Here is a 17,995-nt window from a genome sequence, read left to right as displayed (position 1 = left end):
GGATTTTTTTTCAAAATATGAAAACCCCATCTGCATGAAGTTTTTTTCAAAAGATGAATGCCCCTTTTTTCAAAATATGGGGCGCATCCACATGAATTTTTTTCAAAATATAAGCAGTGCCTTACTTAGTCGCATCATTCACTTCCACCCAATATCCATCCGGATCCTGCAGATAGATCTGCTTCACACCATCCACCCTCACGGTGAGTTTTTTCATTTCCCCGGCCCAGTTCATATACTCCATGCCTGCTTTATCCAATCTTTCAATGAACGCTTCCACGGAGGGGACGCTGAAACAGATATGCGTATTCCTGTCGCCCTGCTGTTTTGCTTTTGCACCCGCAATCAGGTGTAAATGACTGGCCGGGCCAACCGAAAACCAGGTATGTTTGTTATCATGGAAAGGTTCCGGAATGGTATCCAATCCCAGCAGGTCCCGGTAAAATACCGTGGCTTTCTGCAGGTCCTGTACATACAGGGCAATATGGTTCAGTACCGGACGTGTTTTAGTCTGTGCGGCAACAGTGAGTGCGGCACAGGAGAAAAGGCCAAGAAGCAGGATTTTTTTCATAACGGGAGACAAGATACTTATCTCCTGTTATATAAAGGAACCCTTTTAGGAAGATTTAATGGAACAATTAGCAAAATGGACATCAGGAAAGTGCCTGCAATGAACAAACCGCCTACCAGTACTAGTTTTGTGGAATCCTGTCCGGCTGAGATCACATCGTTGGCTTCATCCGCCAGGGCAAGGGAAAAGTAAATGGAGGCAAAAAGCATGAGTCCGCCTACGGTCATTCTGGCCACATCTGATTTAAAGAACAGGAGTGTGCCGAAAATTAATAGTAAAGTGAGACCGAGAAAGTTGATCGCAGCACCACCAATTTGGATGGCAATGGCAAGGATAATGAAATAGATACAGGGGAGGTAATGTCTGAAAAGTGTCGATTTTTTCATTTCGTATTGGGATTGTATGGGGATTAGTAGCAGTAAGATAGCCCCATTCTTCCTGTTTTCCTATAACATTTTTGTGCCTATTTTTGGCTAATTTCGCCGCACTATACAACAGTAAATTTCTATATGGCAAATAGCTTGTATGAATTTGGAATGATCGGTTTGGGCGTGATGGGGCGTAATCTCCTGCTCAATATGGCGGATCACGGGTTCGCCGTGATCGGCTTCGATAAAGATGCCGAAAAGGGCAGGGCCCTGGAATCTTCCGCCACAGCGGGCACCCGCGTAAAAGGGGTGGTAACGCTGGAAGACATGATCAACCAGCTGCAAAGCCCCCGGAAGATCATGATGCTCGTTCCGGCCGGTAAACCGGTAGACGATGTGCTGGAAGCCCTGAAACCTTTGCTGTCTCCGGGAGACATTATTATAGATGGGGGTAATTCTCACTATACAGACACCCTCCGCAGGGTGATTTCCACCAAAGCTGCCGGATTCCATTTCATGGGAGTTGGCGTTTCCGGAGGAGAGCAGGGAGCCAGAACCGGCCCAAGTATTATGCCGGGAGGGGATCAGGAAGCCTACGCACATGTGAAACCTTTACTGGAAGCGATTGCTGCCAAAGTGAATGGTGAACCCTGTGTAGCTTACCTCGGAAAAGGTGCTGCCGGTCACTATGTGAAAATGGTGCACAATGGTATTGAATATGCCATCATGCAGCTGATCAGCGAAAGTTATGAACTTCTGAAAAAAGCAGGTCTGAATAACGACCAGCTTCACCAGGTATATAAAGAATGGAACAGTGGCCCCATGCAATCTTACCTGCTGGAGATCACGGCGGACATCTTCTTACAAGATGATGATAAATCCGGCCAACGGATGATAGATGTGATCCTGGATAAAGCAGGATCTAAAGGTACCGGCAAATGGACTTCCCAGGATGCGATGGACCTGGCCGTTCCAGCTACTATTATTGATACAGCAGTTTCCATGCGTACGATTTCCGCTTATAAAGAGGAAAGGGTAGCCGCTTCAAAGATCTACAAAGAACCAAATATTCCCATTTCAACGGAAACAGCGCTTTTCATTTCTCAGGTGAAAGATGCCCTGCAATTTGCTACCATCATGTGTTACGCACAGGGGATGGCCATGCTGCATAGTGCATCTTCCGCATTAGAAATGGACATTCCTTTACCGGAGGCACTGAAAGTATGGAGAGGTGGTTGCATTATCCGTTCCGCCCTGTTAAGCGTTTTCTACGATGCGTTGAAACTGGCGCCGGAATTACCGAACCTTTTACTCAATGCCGGTGTGGCGGAAGAGGTAAAGAGCAAAGAGCATAACATGCGTGCCGTACTGGTACAAGCTACGCAAACCGGTTCTCCGGCTGCTGGTTTTATGGCTGCACTTTCTTATTTCGATGCTTACCGCAGCGAAAAATTACCTACTAATCTGGTGCAGGCGCAACGTGATTATTTTGGCGCCCACACTTATCAGCGAATAGATATGCCCGGTAGTTTTCATACCACCTGGCTGCATCATTAATCATTTTTACTTTTTTTATGCAACAACATAAACGTCCGCCCGCTTCCATCCTTTTCATTTTCGGCGGCAGCGGCGACCTGAATTACCGGAAACTAACACCTGCGTTGTACAACCTGTTCCTGGACGAATGGATGCCTGATCAATTCGCCATCGTAGGGATCGGCCGTACAGAATACAGTTCTGATGATTACCGCAGTCATTTAAAGGAAGGGATCGCGAAGTTCTCCCGTCGTAAGGAAGAACAGAACGGTCATTACCAGCAGTTCTTTGAGCATGTGAATTACCTGCAATTAGATGCAGGGGATATTAAATCCTACCAGCTTATTGCGGATTACGTGCAAAAGAAAGAACAGGAATGGGGCATTCATCCTAACGTGATCTTCTACCTGGCAGTGGCGCCGCAACTGGTGCCTTCCATTGCACAGGAACTGGGTACACTCAATCTCTGCAAGGATAAAAGCACTACACGTATCGTTATAGAAAAACCATTCGGGCATGATCTGGAATCTGCGCATGAACTGAATGCTTTGCTCACCGGCCTGTTTGCAGAAGAGCAGATCTTCCGTATAGATCATTACCTCGGAAAAGAAACGGTACAGAACATCCTGGCTTTACGTTTTGCGAATGCATTATTTGAGCCGGTATGGAACCGTCACTATATAGATCACATTCAGATCACTGCAGCAGAAAGTGTAGGGTTGGAAGATCGTGCGGGTTATTATGAAAACTCCGGCGCCTTGCGGGACATGGTGCAGAATCACATTCTGCAACTGATGTGTATGGTGGCCATGGAAGCACCGGTTTCCTTTGATGCGAACGAGATCCGTAATAAAAAGGTAGATGTGCTCAATGCCATTCGCCCTATTAAGAAAGAAGATGTGCATGAAAATGCGGTGCGTGGCCAGTATGGCCCCGGATGGATGAAAGGGAAACAAGCGATCGGTTATCGTGAAGAAAAGAATGTGAAGCCTGATTCCAATACAGAAACGTATGCTGCCGTAAAATTCTATATCGATAACTGGCGTTGGGAAGGAGTACCTTTCTATGTGCGCACAGGTAAATACCTGCACCAGAAATCTACGCACGTTACCATTCAGTTTAAAGAAGCACCCACCTTTGCATTCCCTGCAGAAGCAGCAGAATCCTGGCGTTCCAACAGGCTCACCATCAGCATTCAACCTGAAATGGATATCCGTATCCGCTTCCAGGCTAAACGCCCTGGTCAGACGATGACGCTGGACCCTGTGAACATGACCTTCAATTATGAAGGCTCTGATGACCACACACCGGAAGCATATGAAACTTTGCTGCTGGATGTGATGGAAGGAGATGCAACGTTATTCATGCGTGCAGATCAGGTAGAGGCTGCCTGGAAAGTGATCATGCCTATCCTGGATACATGGGAAACACGCATTCCGCAAGACTTCCCGAACTACGGACCGGATTCCTGGGGCCCTGAAGATGCAGACGCCATGATTGCCCGCGACGGACATTCATGGATCAATCTTCCTCCTGAAAAAAAATAAGAAACATGGAATTACACATCGCAAAGGATACGCAACAACTGAGTGAAAACCTGGCTGCTTTTATCAGCCAGAAGATCCAGGATGTATTGCAGCAACAGGAGATCTTTACATTTGTACTTTCCGGTGGCAGCACGCCTAAAAGTCTGTATGCTTTGCTGGCCAAGGAACCATATATCAATATGATCCCCTGGGCCAGGGTGCATTTTTTCTGGGGTGATGAAAGAGCAGTACCTTTTGACGATGCCCGCAACAATGCCCGCATGGCATTTGATGTGCTGCTGGACAAAACAGGCACACCGCCGGAAAACATTCATGTGATGCGTACGGATATTGAGCCGGAAGTTGCAGCGGCAGAATATGAAAAGATCCTCCATCGTTATTTTGATGGAAAAGAAAATACATTTGACATGGTGCTGTTAGGCATGGGAGATGACGGGCATACTTTATCCCTCTTCCCCGGATTACCTATCGTGCATGAAAAGAAAGCCTGGGTGAAAGCCTTTTTCCTGAAAGCACAGGACATGTATCGCATCACGCTCACGGCGCCGGTTACCAACCTCGCTTCCAGTGTGGTGTTCATGGCTACTGGTGCAGGAAAAGCACTCACCCTGCAAGGTGTTATTAACGGCGCGCCAGATCCTGACCGTTATCCTTCTCAACTGATCCGCCCCGAAAATGGTGAGCTGCATTGGTTTGTAGATGAAGCGGCGGCTGAAGCGCTGCAAGTATAAAGCCGGTACGAATTATCAATTGCGCATGAAAACGGCAATTATCATTCGTCTGGTGCAATTGATAATTCGTAACCTCTAACATGGCCAAAATCCTCATACTCTTTGCACACCCTGCGTTTGAACGCTCCCGCATACACGCTGCGCTGCTAAAAGCCACAGCAGGTTTGCAGGATGTTACCGTGCACGATCTCTACGAAGCATACCCCGACTTTGACGTAGTGCCAAAGATCGAACAGAAATTACTGACGGAACATGACGTCATTATCTTCCAGCATCCTTTTTACTGGTATAGCGGACCAGCCTTACTGAAACAGTGGCTGGACCTTGTATTGCTGCATGGCTGGGCTTATGGTCATGAAGGTGTTGCCTTGAAAGGCAAATACCTCATGAATGTTATTTCCACCGGCGGGAAAGAAATGTCCTATTCCCCGGAAGGCCATCACGGGTATCCGCTCAAGCAGTTCATGCTGCCTTTTCTGCAAACAGCCACACTCTGCCATATGCATTATCTGCCACCTTTTGTAGTGCATGATGCCAATGAACTGAATGCTGCACAACTGGATAAATATGCGGAAGCATATGCTAAGCTGTTAAAAGGTTTTCAGTCCGGCAACATTGCATTGCCGGAAGCACAGCGGCAGCATTATATGAATGCATTGGTGGGAGCGCCTACACACTAGTCCTAACTATTTTAATGAGTCTATATGTCTAACGAATCCTTTTTCTACCAGGCTTTAGTCTATCTCGCCACCATGGTGGTATTTGTACCACTTGCCAAAAAACTCAACCTGGGTTCCGTACTGGGATACCTGATAGGAGGGATCATCATTGGGCCGGCATTGCTGGGATTGATCGGTCATGGGGGAGAAGACCTGATGCACTTTGCAGAATTTGGTGTAGTGATGATGTTGTTCCTGATAGGACTGGAATTAGAACCTTCGTTGCTCTGGAAACTCCGTGCACCCATCCTTGGATTAGGAGGATTGCAGGTGATCCTCACAGCGGTTTTAATAGCAGGTTTATCTTTTTTATTAGGCATGTCCATCAATGAAGCATTGATCCTGGGCATGATCCTTTCACTTTCTTCTACCGCTATTGTATTACAGATCTTAGGCGAAAAAGGACAGATGGGTTCTGCTGCCGGCCAGAGTACTTTCTCAGTATTACTCTTTCAGGACATTGCCGTGATCCCCATGCTGGCTATCTTTCCTTTGCTGGCACCGGAAGGAGCAGGCGTGGCACATTCAGAAAGTACTTCTCTTATCCAGAACCAACCGGCCTGGGCTAAAACATTGATCGTATTGGGTGCTGTATCTGCTTTGGGTATTGGTGGCCGTTTTGTGGTGAAACCCATTTTACATATTGTAGCACGCACGCGGCTGCGTGAATTATTCACTGCCTCTGCTTTATTGCTGGTGGTAGGGATTGCGGTACTGATGACTTTAGTAGGGTTAAGCCCTGCACTGGGGGCTTTCCTTGGAGGGGTGGTATTAGCGAACAGTGAATACCGGCATGAACTGGAAAGTGATATTGAACCATTCAAAGGACTGTTGCTGGGTTTGTTTTTCATAGGGGTAGGTGCTTCAATTGATTTCAGGTTGGTATTGGCAGAACCTTTACTGGTATTGGGTTTGGTGCTGGGTGTGATGCTCGTGAAGTTTGTTGTGTTACTGGGATTGGGCCGGTTGTTCCGGCTCAGCGGAGATCAGAATTTATTATTTGCATTTGCGTTGCCGCAGGTAGGGGAATTTGCATTTGTGTTATTTTCCTTCGCCCTGCAATCCGCATTATTACCACAACGAATAGTGGGCCTCATGATGGCAGTGGTGGCCCTCAGCATGGCTTTGACCCCTTTGTTATTATTGGCGCACGAAAAATGGATACAGCCCAACTTTGGCTGCGGTGCTAAAAATCCAGAAAGGGAACCGGATAAGATCGATGAAAAGAATCCTGTGATCATTGCAGGTTTTGATCACTTCGGTACTATCGTAGGCCGTTTCTTAAGGGCCAGTGGCGTACGTTCTACGGTGCTGGACCTGGATTCAGACAGAGTAGATCTCTTAAGAAGGATGGGATTGAAAGTACATTACGGAGATGCAGCCCGTATGGATATGTTGCAATCAGCTGGTGCCATGCAGGCAAAACTGATCGTTATTGCAATGGAAACACCAGAAAAAAACCTGGAAGTGGTAGACGCTGTGAAAAAACATTTCCCGCATTTGCAGATGCTGGTGAGGGCTACAGAAAATGCAGATGCTTTTGACCTGATGAATTCAGGCGTCTTACATATCTACCGGGAAACGGTGGACACTTCTCTCCGTATGGCATCTGATGCGCTGGAGATGCTGGGCCATAGGGCTTATCAGTCGCAACGCGCAGCGCGGATGTTCCGCAGATTTGATGAACAATCCTTAAAAGGAATGGCAGCTTACCGGGATGATAAGCAATATGTGAATGTGGTGAAAGAACGGATTGATGAACTGCAAAAACTCATCCAGTCAGATAGCTATACGAATTTACTGGTCCGTGATGCCGGATGGGATAAAGAGAATGCGGAGGAACGGACTTAATGTCCTCCGCTATGCGAACCATTTTCAGCTTCCCATTTTTTACCATCTTCTTCCATCTGCGCGAGTTTCTTCTTACCATACGCAACTCTTGTGATCAGCACATACAGTACAGGTACTGTAAAAATGGCCAGTAATGTAGCTGCCAGCATTCCTCCGATCACTGTAAATCCAATATTCAAGCGTGATGCGGCACCCGCACCTTCGGAGAATACAAGTGGTGTACAGCCAAGAATGAAGGCAAAGGAAGTCATCAGAATGGGCCTAAAGCGCAAGCTGACTGCTTCCAGTGTAGCTTGTATCAAAGGCATTCCTTTGTCTACCCGCTCTTTACAGAACTCCACGATCAGGATGGCGTTCTTTGCAGATAACCCGATCAGTGTGATCAGCCCGATCTGTGAGTACACGCTATTGGCTTGTCCGGTTAGCCACAAAGCAAGGATAGATCCAAACAGGGCCACCGGAACTGCCAATAGTACGGAGAATGGGACAGACCAACTTTCATATAGCGCGGTTAATAGTAAAAATACAAAGAGGATAGACAGGCCAAAGATCATCATGCTACTGTTGCCTGCTTCAATTTCCTGCCGGGAAACATTCGTCCACTCATAACCAAAATTACTGGGCAGTATCTGTGCAGATATTTCCTCCATGGCTTTAATAGCGTCACCACTACTGTATCCCGGTTTGGGCGTACCACTGATCTCCACAGAACGGTACAGATTAAAGTGATTGATCACCGGCGCACCTGCTCCCAGTTTGGAACGGATCAGCGAACTGAGCGGTACCATTTCCCCTTTTACATTACGAACGAAATAAGATTTGAGTGCACTGATATCTTTACGGTATGCAGTATCGGCCTGTAATACCACACGCAGGCTTCGCCCGAATTTGGTGAAGTCATTCACGTAAGCACCACCAAGGAAAGTCTGTAAAGCACCAAACACATCAGACACAGCAACGCCCATTTGTTTACACCTGTCACGGTCAACCTCCACATTATACTCTGGTGTTTTGGAACTGAAGAACGCATATGCCACCGCAATCTCCGGACGTTGATTGGCGGCCATTAAAACCTGCCCCAATACTTTATTGAATTCGGCAAGGTCGTTACCGCTCTTTTGTTCCAGTACATAGGAGAACCCACCTGAAGTACCCAGCCCACGCAGGGTGGGAGAAGGTATCACCAGTACGGAAGCTTCCGTTATCTGTGAAAGTTTTGCCTGTAAGCGGCCTGCTACTTTGGTAATATTATCGCCAACGGGGTAACGTACGCCCCAGGGTTTGAGGTTCACAAACCAGGTGGCCGAATTGGGCTTTACGGCATTTGCAATAAAGTTGGTACCTGTTACACCCATATAGTGATTCACTGCAGAGTCTGCTGCCATGATCTCATTTACGCGGGTGGCTATCTCTCTTGTTCTTTGAGAAGAGGCGGCATCCGGTAATTCAAGCGAAATGAAAAGCGCGCCCATATCTTCCTGTGGCACAAACGTAGTGGGTACTTTCTTAAAGAGGATGAATGCTGCTCCGAACAAGATACCCAGCAGTACCAATACCAATAAGGTTTGTTTGATAGCACGGCGTACCCCATGTGTATAACGGTCTGTAAAACGGGTGAACCATTTATTGAATTTGAAATGTAGTTTGTTGATGCCCCTGGATTTTTCATTCAGATTGGAAGGGCGCAACATCATAGCGCAAAGGGCTGGTGTTAAAGTGAGTGCCAGGAATGCAGACAATATTACAGAGAACGCAATGGTCAATGCAAACTGCTGATACAATCTTCCGCTCACGCCGGGAATAAAAGCTACGGGTACAAACACAGCAGCCAGGATCAGCCCGATAGCAATTACAGGCGCCTGTACTTCAGACATGGCTTTGTAAGTAGCATTCAGCGGTGTCATTCCATTTATATCAATATGATGCTGCACAGCTTCCACTACCACAATGGCATCATCCACCACTATCCCGATGGCCAGTACGAAACCGAACAGGGTGAGTGTGTTGATGGAGAAGCCCAGTAACGTGAAAAAGATGAAAGTACCAATGATGGAAACAGGAATTACCAGCACAGGTACCAATGTGGCGCGCCAGCTTTGAAGGAAAAGATATACCACTAATATTACCAGCAGCAGTGCTTCAATGAACGTTTGCACCACTTCTTCAATAGATATCCTTACAAAGGAAACGGTTTCAAAAGGAACGAGCCAGTTAACATCCGGCGGGAATGTTTTAGCCAGTTCTGCAAATCTTTTTTCCACACGGTCTGCCACATCCAGCGCATTAGCCCCGGGAGAAAGGTAAATGGCCATACCCGTTCCGGGTTTGCCATCTGCCTTTACTTCCACTGCATAGGAAAAGGACCCCAGCTGTTGCCGGGAAATATCTTTCAAACGAATGAGCGAACCTGTTTGCTGGTTGGCAGAGATAATGATATTGCCAAACTCTTCCGTATCCAGCAAACGCCCTTTCACTTTTACGGTGTATTCAAATGCTTGTTTACTATTGGCCGGAGGCGCTCCCAGTACTCCTGCGGGGGCTTGTGTATTTTGTTCCTGGATGGCACGTGATACATCTGCAGTAGTAATACCCAGGGAAGCCATCTTATCAGGGTTCAGCCAGATACGCATACTGTAATCCTGCGAAAATGCATTCACATCACCCACTCCTGCAATACGGGCAATCTCCGGTTTGATATAAATATTCTGGTAGTTATCAAGGAAGTTACGGTCGTAGGTGCCATTGGGAGAGTTCAATGCCACTACCATCAACATATCGTTGGAACGTTTCTTGGTGGTCACACCCACTCTTCTTACATCATCCGGTACAGAAGGCAGCGCAAGGCTTACCCGGTTCTGTACATCCAGCGCACTGATGTCCGGATTGGTTCCAATGTTAAAGGTAACGGTGATGCTCATAGAACCGTCGTTGGCACTCACGGATTGAATGTACATGGCACCCGGCGTACCATTCACCTGGTTTTCAATGGGAGTGGTCACGGTTTCTTCTACAGTAGTAGAGTTGGCTCCGATGTAGTTGGCGCTTACGGCTACTACCGGTGGAGCAATATCCGGCAACTGTGCAATCGGCAGATTTACCATGCAGATGAGGCCCACAATCACCAGGATGATCGAGATCACAATAGTGGTGTTCTTCCTTTCTATGAATGTTTTTGAGATCATGCTGCGTTGAGTTCTATTTAATATTCACTGTGTCTCCCTGTTTAACCTTCTGAATGCCTTCCACCACTATTCTATCTCCTGCACGTATACCGGAACGGATCACCAGCATACTGTCTATAATGGGGCCTCTTGTTATCGGTCTTTGCTGTACAACATTATGCTCGTCCACTACATAAGCTTTCACTTCTCCCAGTAATTCCACGATGGCTTTTGAAGGAATGGCGAGCGCAGTATCTGCTGTATTATATTTCACCTGTACTACGGCAGACATGCCTGACTTCAGTGCTTCCTGTTTGTTGGGGAAAGTGAGGCGTACACGGATGGTACCGGTTTGCGGATCAATGATGTTGTTGATCAGTAATACTTTTCCTTCCTCAGGGTATACTTCCCCGTTATCCTGCATGATGTAATATCGTTGGAGGTTTCCCTTTCTGAATTCTGCATACCTGTTCTGCGGCAGATCAATGTCCGCATAAATAGGATTTTCATTTACGAGCGTATTGATCGTTGTCTGACCTGCACTCACCAGGTCGCCTACACGTACTAAAGCGATACCTATCTTCCCACTCACCGGGGCACGGATCACGGCATGGTTAATATCCGTGCCTGATCTTGTTTGTGCTGCTTTAGCAGCGGCCAGATTGGCTTTTGCCGTTTCAACGAGGGTAGATGCCTGTTCCACCGTTTGTTTTGCAATGGCATCCTGCTTCAGCAGGTTGCTATATCTTTCAAGGTCACGTTGTTTCTGCGCAAGGTCTGCTTCCGCCTGTGCAACAGATGCTTTGGCCTGATCATAACTGGCCATGCTGCGGCTTCTGTCCACTTCATACAATACCTGTCCTTTACTCACTACGCTGCCATCCTGTGCGCGGATGGTTTCCAGGAAACCGGTAACATCAGAACGGATCTCCACAATACTGTGAGCCGTTAAAGTAGCCGGAAAATTTTCCGTTACAACATAAGTGGCCGGTTTTACTTCGAAAGTGCTAACGGTAGGGCGGGGCATAGGACCCTGTGCGGGTTTTTGCTTTCCGCCGCAGGCGCATAGCAGCAAACACATCGGTAAAGTGTAAATGCTCCTGGGGAGGTACATGGTAATTATTTTGATGATTCGTTATTGTACTTTGATCTTGCCCATAGCCTGATCCAATTTCACTTTACTGATCAGCGTATCCAGGAGGGCATTGATATAATCGCTTTGTGCCTGTTTTAATTCATTGTCTGCAGAAACCACATCCAGGCTACTGGAAACGCCCTGGTCGAATTTCAGCACCACCCTGTCGTACACCCCCTGTGTAAGGACCATATTCTTTTCCTGGGTTCGGAGGGACGTGGTATTGTTCTGATAATCTGTGTAAGCATTCCGCACTTCCAGCTGGATCTGTTGTGAGAGGTTGGTCAGGTCGTTTTCTGATTGCTTTAAAGCAATGCGGGATTGTGCTACCTGGTGGATTCTTTCAGTTCCCGTAAAAATGGGGAAGTTTAAAGTGAGCCCCAAAGCAGAGTTTCCGTAGCCGGTTTTGTACAGATCAGCAAACTGTGGGGCAAACCAGTTCACCCCATAATTGATGTAAGCGCTTAAAGATGGAACAATACCCAGGCGTTTACTTTTCAGGTCCAGTTTGTTTAATTCCACCTGCACTCTCTGCATGTGATACTCTGGTCTGTCCTGGATATTATATTGTTGGCTGTCCGGCATTTCCTGAATGCCGGCAAAGGATTTCACATTTTCTTCCAGTTCCAGGGTGTTTTGCAGGGGCATACCCATATTGAACTTCAATACATCCAGTGAATATTGCTGGAGGCGTTCCAGGTTGGCGCGCTGGGTTTCTGCATTATTAAAAGATACCTGCATGCGGTCAACGTCTATCCGTTCAGAAACGCCTTCGTCATAACGGGCACGGGTATCTTTCAGGGTTTTCTGCAGGCGTACAATATTGGCATCTACCAGCCGGATGCTTTCCCGGCTTACCAGTACATTGAAATAAGCATTGCTTACCTGCACGCGGGCATCAATGGCAGTACGTTGCAGGTCACGAACGGAAAGTTCGTCATATACTTTAGCGGCTTTGAGGCCGAGGAAATAATCACTGTTAATAATGGTCTGATTCACCTGGCCGGCTACCGCGGAGGCATATTTGGTACCGAACTGAACAGGTATTTTAGGGCCCGAAGGGTTGTTGAAATCCGGGATCACGGAGGTCTGGAGTTTCAGGTTGTCCGTAAAGCTACCGGTGATATTAGCATGCGGTAACAATTTCCCGGTGCTTTCCCGGATCTTTTCCCTGGAAGCTTCCCGGCTTAAACGGGCATTTTGTACCGTGGGCTGGTTGGCCAGGGCATATTGGATGCACTCCTCCAGCGAAAATTGATACGAACGGGCAGTATCCTGCTGGGCCTGCACTGGCTGTAAAATGGCCATAGCAGTGGTAACCAGCATTATTGCTCGGAGGGCAGTTGACGGGTTCCAGCATTTCATCTTGACTAATGTATTCATTTAGAGACCGAAGGATGTGCTTAAAGAACACCAAACTACTCAAAAAAGTTCAATGTTTCAGACCACTTATGGAAAAAATCAGAGGGCGCATCTCAGTACTAAACAAACTGCCATGGAAACAACCAAACTCTTAAACTCAGAATTCCTCGACATCCTTTTTGATGATCGTAACAAAGATTATGGAGCTTATGACCTGCGCCGCAAATATGATAAACGTGTGCGCAATGCCGTGATGGGGATGTCTGCTATTGTAGTGGTGATTATAGGAGGGTATTTGATCAGTACAAATTTAATTGCTGCTGACAATGTGCGTGAAGCATATGTGGCACCTGATCCAATAACTATAAGAAATGTTGACATCGAAAAACCACCTGTTTATACCCCTCCGCCGGTAAAACAAATAGAGCCACCGGCTTCCAAACCAATGATCAAAGCCACTACTTTCCAGATCGTAGCTGCAGACGAGATAGATCCTAGGGATGAAGTGCCGAAGAATGCAGACATGATAGATAAAGTGATAGGCGTTGCTAATATTGATAAGGGAAATCCGGATGGTGCAGATTTTGAAGTGCCGGAAGGAATGGGTAAGACGGGTAGTTTTGTAGAAGCCCCTAAGGCAAAAGAAAAAGAAGAAATTTTTACCGGCTTCATAGAGATCATGCCAGAGTTCCCGGGTGGAGAAGCTGCATTGATGAAGTTCCTGAGAAATAACACCAATTATCCAACCATCGCTTCTGAAACAGGTATCTCAGGAACAGTGTTTGTAAAATTTGTAGTGTTCAAGAACGGAGAGATCGGTAACGTAGTGGTAGAAGGCGCAAAGAAAGGAGGCGGATTGGAAGAAGAAGCCATGCGCGTAGTGAAAAAGATGCCAAAATGGAAACCTGGCCGGCAGAATGGAGAGAATGTATCCGTATACTTTAACCTCCCCATAAGATTTACCCTTGCAGATCAACAATAATATTTATGGAATCTGATAAATTCCAGCATCATAACCCCGGCATCTATTATTAGCAGTAGATGACGCTAAATGTGGATATGATATTAGGGCTAACCTTTTCAGGTTGGCCCTTCTCTTTATCTCGCCTTTTTTACTATTTTTAAGGATGCGCTATCCAATACTCCTTATATCAGCTATCCTCTTCTTTTGCATGGCCTTCAAAAAGGCAGACAAAGAACGCCGCAAACCAGTAGTGATCGCCTACGTAGGCGGCTATCGCGGATTGATCAAAGACCCCGCTTCCATTGAAGTGGAAAAACTCACCCACATCAATTACGCTTTTGTGGATGTGAAGAACGGCCAGGCCTGGTTAAGCAATCTGGGCACAGACTCCATCAACTTCCGTACACTTAATGCCCTCAAACTAAGAAATCCTGATCTTAAGATATTGATTTCCATTGGCGGATGGTCCTGGTCAGAGAACTTCTCAGACGCCGTACTCACGGAAAAAGGCCAGCAGCTTTTTGCCGCCACAGCCGTGGACATCGTTCGCAAGTACAAACTGGACGGCGTGGATATCGATTGGGAATATCCCGGAGTGCCCGGCGAACAAGGTAATATCTACCGCCCGGAAGATAAAGAGAACTATACCAATATGTTCAAAGCCATCCGTTTTTCACTGGACTCACTGGAAAAGGAAACCGGCAAAAAATACCAGCTCACCACAGCAGTAGGTGGCGGCCAGTATTTTATTGATCATACAGAGATGCGCAAAGCCCAGCAATACCTGGATTACGTGAACATCATGAGCTACGATTACAAAACAAATGAGAAAGGTATTGCCGGTCACCATACTAACTTATATGGTTCAACGAAAGACAGCCTGGAAGCTTCAGCAGACCGTTCTGTAAGATTGTATCTCCGTGCAGGTGTACCCGCAGAGAAAATAGTAATGGGCGTAGCATTTTACGGCCGTGGCTGGACGATGCCCAACGGCGATAATAAAGGCCTCAACCGCCAGGCCCTGAAAGGAGCCCGCAGCGGAGGTTACACCCGTTTGAAAGATAGCCTCATGGTACAGGGATATGACCGCCATTGGGATAAACGCGCCAAAGCACCTTATCTCTTTCATCCGGTGAACAATGTTTTTATCACTTATGATGATGAGCGTTCCGTGAAAGCGAAATGCAAGTATGTGAAGAAATATAAACTGGGAGGTGTGATGTTCTGGGAGTATTCCAGTGATCCTAAAGGATATCTCCTGCATGCCATTAATCAGTCATTTTAAAAGTAATTACAGATGATCGATCATGAATAGCGGCCCGCTCAAGCCGTTCTTCGTTTTTGATATTTTGTAATTAAATCCTAACTATATGCAGCTCAGACTAATGTTTGTTTTCTTACTGTTTTCCTCCCTGGCCCAGGCTCAAAAAACACCCACCATTACCTGGGAGTTAGTGGAGAATGGTTACCAGGGGAAGGCGCAGTCTTTATCCACGTTCACCATCATCAACAACACCAAACAGGTTTTCCCGGCTTCCGGTTGGACGATCTATTACAATTTCATCCGTTTTGTAACACCGGGAGAAGTAGCACCGGGTATTGAAGCTGGGCACATTAACGGCCATCTGTACACTTTGAAACCAAAGGCCGGTTTTGGAGGTATTGCACCGGGGGATTCTTTAAAGATCAATATCATTTCTGTAGCCTGGGTCACCAACTATACGGATGCGCCAGACGGGCCTTACATTGTATGGGATAAAGAACCGGCAAAGGGATATTCTTTTGCGGAGTTTAAAGTGATCCCTTCCACACAGGATAAACAATTACTCCGGAATGCGAGTGATAAGAAAGCACAAACTACCGCCGCAGATATTTATCAGAAGAACAGCACTACGAAAGATATTCCGGCAGAAGAATTACCGGTTATTTTTCCTACGCCGGTTAGTTATGAAAAGAAAGAAGGGAAGTATGAATTGGGTGGGGATATTTCGATCAGTGCCGACCCTGCCTTTGCACAGGAAGCGGACTTCCTGGCAGCAGAATTGAGTAAGGTGTTTGGCAAGCCAGTTAAAACGGGTAATCCTAACATTCGCATCGTCAAAGCAGCAATAAAAGACAGCTATACACTGAGCATTGACAACAACGGCATCCTGATCACTGCGCCCAACTCAGAAGGGGCTTTTTACGGCATACAATCCCTTCGCTCTTTATTACCTGTCAAAGCAAAAACGGTTACTTTGCAATATGCACAAGTAACAGATGCACCCCGTTTCCCCTTCCGCTCTTTTATGCTGGATGTTTCCCGCAATTTCCACGCTAAAGCAGAAGTTTTAAGGGTACTGGATGTAATGGCGTTATACAAACTCAACGTTTTTCATTTACACATGAGTGATGATGAAGGATGGCGGATAGAAATACCCGGTTTGCCTGAACTGACAGAAGTAGGCGGCCGCAGAGGACATGATCTGCAAGAGTTGACTGCCATACAACCTTCTTATGGTTCTGGTCCGGATATAAATAATACTACCGGTTCCGGTTTCTACACAAAAGCAGATTACATCGAAATATTAAAATACGCAAATGCCCGGCACATTAAAGTGATCCCAGAAGTTGAAATGCCCGGCCATGCCCGCGCAGCTATTAAATCTATGGATGCGCGTTATGCTAAGTTCATGAAGGCAGGAAACGCAACCGCTGCAAATGAATACAGGCTGAGTGATCCGGATGATAAAAGTCAGTACCGCTCTGTGCAGGAATGGAAAGATAATGTTATGAATGTGGCGCTTCCTTCCACCTACAAATTCCTGGAAAAAGTAGTGGATGAACTGGCAGCGATGCATAAAGAAGCAGGAGCTCCCTTAGATATCATTCACATGGGAGGAGATGAAACACCCGCAGGCGTATGGGAAAAGTCTCCTGTTAGCCAGCAATTGATAAAAGATAATCCATCTCTGAAACATACGGACGATCTGTGGTATTATTTCTACGATAAAGTAGCACAGATCGTGAATAAACGTGGCTTACAATTATATGGTTGGGAAGAAGCCGGTATGCGCAAAACAAAAAAGGACGGACAAACAGTAATGATCGCGAATCCCGATTTCGGCAACCGCAATTTTCAGCTGGATGTATGGAATAACGTGATGGGCTGGGGCGTGGAAGATCTGGCCTATCGTTTGGCCAATGCAGGATATAAAGTAGTGTTATCCGGTGTGAGCAATTATTATTTCGACATGGCTTACACACGGGATTATAATGAACCCGGTTTTTATTGGGGTGGTTTTGTGGATGTGGACAAACCGTTCTACTTTATTCCTTTCGATCTCTATAAAAATTCCAAAGAAGATGGTGCCGGTAATCCTTTACCAGCTTCTACCTTTACCGGAAAGGATCGTTTAACGGAATACGGGCAGGAGAATATCACCGGTATCCAGGCGGCATTATGGTCTGAAACCGTTAAAACCCCGGCGCAGCTGGAATATCTTTTATTACCAAAACTCCTGGGCATGGCTGAACGAGCCTGGGCAAAAGATCCTTCCTGGACAAAAAGCGAGACCTTGTATAATGAAGCCTGGAACGTTTTTGCGAATGTGGTAGGTAAAAGGGAACTACCCCGGCTGGCTGTATGGAACGGGGGATATGCATATCGCATACCCACAGCAGGGGCCGTGGTGGAAGATGGAAAAGTTTTAGCGAATGTGCAACTTCCGGGCCTTGTCATCCGTTATAGTACAGACGGGAAAGAGCCAACGGCTAAAAGTCCCGTTTATACAGCGCCGATAGCGCAGAAAGGGATCATAAAACTAAAAGTGTATGATAGTGTGGGTAGAAGCGGCAGAACGGTTACCATACAAAACTAGGTCAGAATATTACAAGTTATAGGAAGGGAGGGAGCAAACAGGTATTGTTTGCCCTTCCCTTGTTTTTTTTCAGTAATCCGCATAATTGGTCAAAAAATTGTATTGTTGTTTACGAACAAGGGAATAATTGAAACTGTACTGGAAAATAAGCATTATTGCAACCCTTAGCTGTTACCTGATTTTGTTTTGC

General features: G+C 46.5%; 13 protein-coding genes. 8 read left to right on the top strand and 5 right to left on the bottom strand.

Annotation, left to right across the window (positions count from 1 at the left end; all coding sequences use genetic code 11):
• Window positions 1–121: 121 nt before the first annotated feature.
• Window positions 122–571 carry a VOC family protein gene (locus GFS24_RS20440; RefSeq protein WP_153662659.1) on the bottom strand — a complete coding sequence of 150 codons (450 nt, stop codon included), beginning with the start codon at window positions 569–571 and terminating at the stop codon, window positions 122–124.
• A 17-nt stretch (window positions 572–588) separates the two neighbouring features.
• On the bottom strand, window positions 589–957 hold the full coding sequence (locus tag GFS24_RS20435) for a hypothetical protein (protein WP_153662657.1): 369 nt from the start codon (window positions 955–957) through the stop codon (window positions 589–591).
• Between the two features lie 123 nt (window positions 958–1,080).
• Here GFS24_RS20435 and gndA point away from each other — a divergent pair, with 123 nt between their 5' ends.
• From gndA to GFS24_RS20410, 5 genes are all read left to right on the top strand, one after another.
• Window positions 1,081–2,496, top strand: a complete 1,416-nt coding sequence (gndA, locus tag GFS24_RS20430) for an NADP-dependent phosphogluconate dehydrogenase (protein ID WP_153662655.1) — start codon at window positions 1,081–1,083, stop codon at window positions 2,494–2,496.
• Window positions 2,497–2,513: 17 nt separating this feature from the next.
• Window positions 2,514–4,022, top strand: coding sequence for a glucose-6-phosphate dehydrogenase (gene zwf / locus GFS24_RS20425; protein ID WP_153662653.1), 1,509 nt, complete (start codon window positions 2,514–2,516; stop codon window positions 4,020–4,022).
• 5 nt (window positions 4,023–4,027) lie between these two features.
• Window positions 4,028–4,753: a 6-phosphogluconolactonase gene (pgl, locus tag GFS24_RS20420; RefSeq protein WP_153662651.1), complete on the top strand. Its 726-nt coding sequence runs from the start codon at window positions 4,028–4,030 to the stop codon at window positions 4,751–4,753.
• Between the two features lie 80 nt (window positions 4,754–4,833).
• Window positions 4,834–5,433, top strand: coding sequence for an NAD(P)H-dependent oxidoreductase (locus GFS24_RS20415; protein WP_153662649.1), 600 nt, complete (start codon window positions 4,834–4,836; stop codon window positions 5,431–5,433).
• A gap of 24 nt (window positions 5,434–5,457) precedes the next feature.
• Window positions 5,458–7,323 carry a monovalent cation:proton antiporter-2 (CPA2) family protein gene (locus tag GFS24_RS20410; RefSeq protein WP_153662647.1) on the top strand — a complete coding sequence of 622 codons (1,866 nt, stop codon included), beginning with the start codon at window positions 5,458–5,460 and terminating at the stop codon, window positions 7,321–7,323.
• Here the strand turns inward: GFS24_RS20410 and GFS24_RS20405 are convergent.
• The 3 genes from GFS24_RS20405 to GFS24_RS20395 are packed head-to-tail and all read right to left on the bottom strand — an operon-like array spanning window position 7,320 to window position 12,984.
• Window positions 7,320–10,505, bottom strand: a complete 3,186-nt coding sequence (locus GFS24_RS20405; RefSeq protein ID WP_153662645.1) for an efflux RND transporter permease subunit — start codon at window positions 10,503–10,505, stop codon at window positions 7,320–7,322. The two genes, GFS24_RS20410 and GFS24_RS20405, sit on opposite strands and share 4 nt — an antisense overlap.
• Window positions 10,506–10,518: 13 nt before the next feature.
• Window positions 10,519–11,598, bottom strand: coding sequence for an efflux RND transporter periplasmic adaptor subunit (locus GFS24_RS20400; protein ID WP_153662643.1), 1,080 nt, complete (start codon window positions 11,596–11,598; stop codon window positions 10,519–10,521).
• A gap of 21 nt (window positions 11,599–11,619) precedes the next feature.
• A complete protein-coding gene (locus GFS24_RS20395) occupies window positions 11,620–12,984 on the bottom strand; it encodes a TolC family protein (protein ID WP_173003134.1) in 1,365 nt (454 codons plus the stop codon).
• Window positions 12,985–13,114: 130 nt separating this feature from the next.
• Between GFS24_RS20395 and GFS24_RS20390 the strand changes: the two genes are divergently transcribed.
• The 3 genes from GFS24_RS20390 to GFS24_RS20380 all read left to right on the top strand — a co-directional run bounded on the left by GFS24_RS20390 (window position 13,115) and on the right by GFS24_RS20380 (window position 17,805).
• Window positions 13,115–13,963: an energy transducer TonB gene (locus GFS24_RS20390; protein ID WP_173003133.1), complete on the top strand. Its 849-nt coding sequence runs from the start codon at window positions 13,115–13,117 to the stop codon at window positions 13,961–13,963.
• A 145-nt stretch (window positions 13,964–14,108) separates the two neighbouring features.
• Complete coding sequence (locus GFS24_RS20385) at window positions 14,109–15,230, top strand: glycoside hydrolase family 18 protein (protein ID WP_153662637.1); 1,122 nt, start codon at window positions 14,109–14,111, stop codon at window positions 15,228–15,230.
• A gap of 85 nt (window positions 15,231–15,315) precedes the next feature.
• Window positions 15,316–17,805, top strand: coding sequence for a family 20 glycosylhydrolase (locus GFS24_RS20380; protein WP_216647458.1), 2,490 nt, complete (start codon window positions 15,316–15,318; stop codon window positions 17,803–17,805).
• The last annotated feature ends 190 nt before the right edge of the window (window positions 17,806–17,995 follow it).

The organism is Chitinophaga sp. SYP-B3965 (assembly GCF_009647655.1).
In the GTDB taxonomy this organism is placed as follows: Bacteria; Bacteroidota; Bacteroidia; order Chitinophagales; family Chitinophagaceae; genus Chitinophaga.
The sequence above is the reverse complement of the archived record's forward strand: the minus strand, read 5'-3'. Positions and strand labels throughout refer to the sequence as shown.